This window comes from Planctomycetota bacterium, assembly GCA_026387035.1.
GTDB lineage: Bacteria > Planctomycetota > Phycisphaerae > FEN-1346 > FEN-1346 > JAPLMM01.
Genome location: JAPLMM010000217.1, coordinates 1 through 3,065, shown reverse-complemented (window position 1 = coordinate 3,065; position 3,065 = coordinate 1). Strand labels below are relative to the sequence as shown.

Genomic DNA, 3,065 nt, shown 5'->3' with positions numbered 1-3,065 from the left:
CGGGCCGGACGCACCCCCGTGCGCCGCGATACACTGTATCACTATCTGGACACCGCAATCCAAACCCGATAGCCTACCGGCGGGCAAAGGAAAGGTCGGAATGGGCACACGCGCTGCCATCATCGGCGACGGGGCGATGGGAACGCTGAGCGCAATCCTTCTGGCCTCGAACGGCCGGCGGGTGCAGATGTGGTCGGCGTTCGAGGAACACGCCCGGGACATTCGGCGGGAGCGGGAGAATAAGCGGTTCCTGCCCGGTTTCCGCCTGCCAGACGGCTTTGCGGTCTCGACCGACGCGCGCAAGGCGTGCGAGGGGGCGGACCTCGTGGTGATTGCCGTCCCGACGCAGCACCTGCGGAGCGTGCTGGAGCGGGTGCGGGATGCCCTTCCCTCCGGCGGGCTGTACGTCTCGGTCGTCAAGGGCATCGAGCGGGAAACGCTGCTGAGGCCCAGCCAGGTGATTCAGGCGGTGACGGGGCCGGGGCGGTTGGCGGTTCTTTCGGGACCGTGCCTGTCGCGCGAGGTGGCGGCGGGGCTGCCAGCGACGGTGGTGGTGGCGTCGCGCGACCCGAAAGACGCCGAGGCCGCCCGGAACGCGTTCGCGACGCCGCATTTCCGAATCTACACGAACGACGACCTGGTGGGCGTGGAGTTGGGCGGGGCGCTGAAGAACATTACGGCCATCGCGGCGGGGATCTGCGACGGCCTGGAACTGGGTTCGAACGCGAAGGCGGCCCTCGTGACGCGGGGCCTGGTGGAGATGACGCGGCTGGGGGCGGCGCTCGGGGCGAGGCCGGAGACGTTCGCGGGTCTGGCGGGCCTGGGGGACCTGGTGACGACGTGCGCCTCGCCCCTGAGCCGGAACCATCACGTGGGCGAAGAGATCGGTCGTGGCCGACGGCTGGAAGAGGTGCTGGCGGAGATGGGCGGTGCCTGTGCCGAGGGCGTCGAAACGACGCGGAGCGTGGTGGCGTTGGCGGCGCGGGAAGGCGTCGAGATGCCGATCACGCAGGAGGTGTACGCGGTGCTGTTTGAGGGGAAGCCGGCGCCGGACGCTTTGGCGGACCTGATGAGCCGGCGGCCGAAGGCCGAGCGGCCGGCCGCGCCCGCGACTGCCAAACCGGACTCGTCGGAGACGTAGTTATGCCAGTTGCGGAAGCGCCGCTGAACCCCGTTTTTGAGTCGCCGGACTTCGGCCGGTTGATGGTGTTCACGGTGCTGGCGGTGGCGGCGCTGTGGGCGCTGTTTCTCGTCCTGACGATCGTGCGCTACTGGAGCCAGCGGGCACAGAATCGCGGAAACGCCACCGGCGGGCTGGACCTGGAGACGCTCGAGCGGCAGCGCGACGCCGGCAAGATTAGTCAGGAGGAATACGAGCGGATTCGTGGTATCATGACGGGCGCGAGGCCGGCCAGCGGTGCGAATGCCGAGGCGTTCAAGGCGAAAACCGCTGAATCTGAAGAAACGCCCCCCGAACGCCCGATAAACCCATCAGGCGGCCCGGTCGCCACAGGCGACTCGACGTGGCGAGACGGGCGGCCGGGGAGGAGCGAGGCGAATGGCCAAGGATAACAGCGGATCCAAAGGTCCGCGTCAGGTCCCGACGTGCAGTTTCTGCGGCCGGAGACAGGCGGAAGGAGCGCCGCTGTTCGAGGGCACGCGCGGGGCGTACATCTGCGTCGATTGCGTGCAGGTGGCGCACTCGGCCGCGCGCGAGGAACGCCGGCGGACGCGCCGGCCGCGGACGGCGCTCGGCCGAATCCCCACGCCGCGGGAGATCAAGGACTTCCTGGACCTGTACGTCATCGGCCAGGAACACGCGAAGAAAGCCGTCTCGGTCGCGGTGCACAACCATTACAAGCGTCTGAGCATAACGGAGACGGGCGACGACGATGTGGAGGTGGAGAAGTCGAACCTGCTGCTGATCGGGCCGACGGGGTGCGGGAAGACGCTGATTGCGCGGAGCCTGGCGCACATCCTGAACGTTCCGTTCGCCATCGGCGACGCGACGACCCTGACGGAGGCGGGCTACGTCGGCGAGGACGTCGAGAACCTGCTGCTGAAACTGCTGCAGGCGGCCGACTACAACCTGGAGTCGGCCCAGCAGGGCATCCTCTACATCGACGAGATCGACAAGATCGGGCGGACGATGCAGAACGTTTCTATCACGCGCGACGTCTCGGGCGAAGGCGTGCAGCAGGCGCTGCTGAAGATGCTCGAGGGAACAATCGCCAACATCCCGCCCCAGGGCGGCCGCAAGCACCCCGAGCAGCAATACATCCAGATGGACACGACGCACATCCTTTTCATCTGCGGCGGGACGTTCGAGCGGCTGGAAGAGATCACGGCGCGGCGAATCGGGCACTCGACGATCGGGTTCCAGGAAGGCCAGCACCGCACCGGCGACCGCCAGGAGCGGCAGCGGGAAGTGCTGGACCAGGTGATCCCGGAAGACCTGATCGCGTTCGGGATGATTCCGGAGATGGTGGGCCGGCTGCCGATCATCTGCCCCCTGATGCCGCTCGATGAGAACGCGCTGTGCAGCATCCTGACGGAGCCGAAGAACGCCCTCGTAAAACAGTACCAGAAGTTCTTCGAGATGGAGGAGGCGGAACTGGCGTTCACGGAAGGGGCGCTGCGGGAGATCGCGCGGCAAGCGATGAAACGCAATACCGGCGCGCGGGCCCTGAGGGCGATCATCGAGAACCTGATGCTCGACCCGATGTTCGAGTTGCCGAACCGGCCGAAAGGCTTCCGCTATACGGTGACCGAAGCGGTGGTCCGCGGCGAAGCGGACCTGCTGGCGGAAGGCAAGCCGCTCCGCGAAAGCGCGTAAGACACCCCCCACGGGATACGGTTCCCCACAATTCACTCGCTAAAGCGGAGGGCACCCGGCAGGACGCAAGCGGTTTGCTGATCAGCGGCCGTTACGCCAAGTCAATGGCGACGGCTTCTTCGTCGCAGTCGGGGAACTTGGGGCACTTGACGCAGTCGGCCCAAATCTTGTGAGGAAGGGTTTCCTTGGCGACGGGCACGAAGCCGAGGCGCTTGAAAAAGGCGGGATT

General features: G+C 66.8%; 4 protein-coding genes. 3 read left to right on the top strand and 1 reads right to left on the bottom strand.

All coding sequences use genetic code 11. The annotated features are described in order from the left end of the window. The first annotated feature begins 100 nt into the window (after positions 1-100). From NTX40_07670 to clpX, 3 genes are read left to right on the top strand one after another with little or no spacing between them, the layout of a single operon-like run. Positions 101-1,141, top strand: coding sequence for an NAD(P)-dependent glycerol-3-phosphate dehydrogenase (locus NTX40_07670; protein MCX5648957.1), 1,041 nt, complete (start codon positions 101-103; stop codon positions 1,139-1,141). A 2-nt stretch (positions 1,142-1,143) separates the two neighbouring features. Continuing rightward, a complete protein-coding gene (locus NTX40_07665) occupies positions 1,144-1,572 on the top strand; it encodes an SHOCT domain-containing protein (protein MCX5648956.1) in 429 nt (142 codons plus the stop codon). Then, positions 1,559-2,836: an ATP-dependent Clp protease ATP-binding subunit ClpX gene (gene clpX, locus NTX40_07660; GenBank protein ID MCX5648955.1), complete on the top strand. Its 1,278-nt coding sequence runs from the start codon at positions 1,559-1,561 to the stop codon at positions 2,834-2,836. Before NTX40_07665 ends, clpX begins: the two co-directional genes overlap by 14 nt. Before the next feature lie 91 nt (positions 2,837-2,927). Here clpX and NTX40_07655 read toward each other — a convergent pair. Then, the coding region (locus NTX40_07655; protein ID MCX5648954.1) for a GNAT family N-acetyltransferase at positions 2,928-3,065 on the bottom strand (138 nt) is incomplete at its 5' end.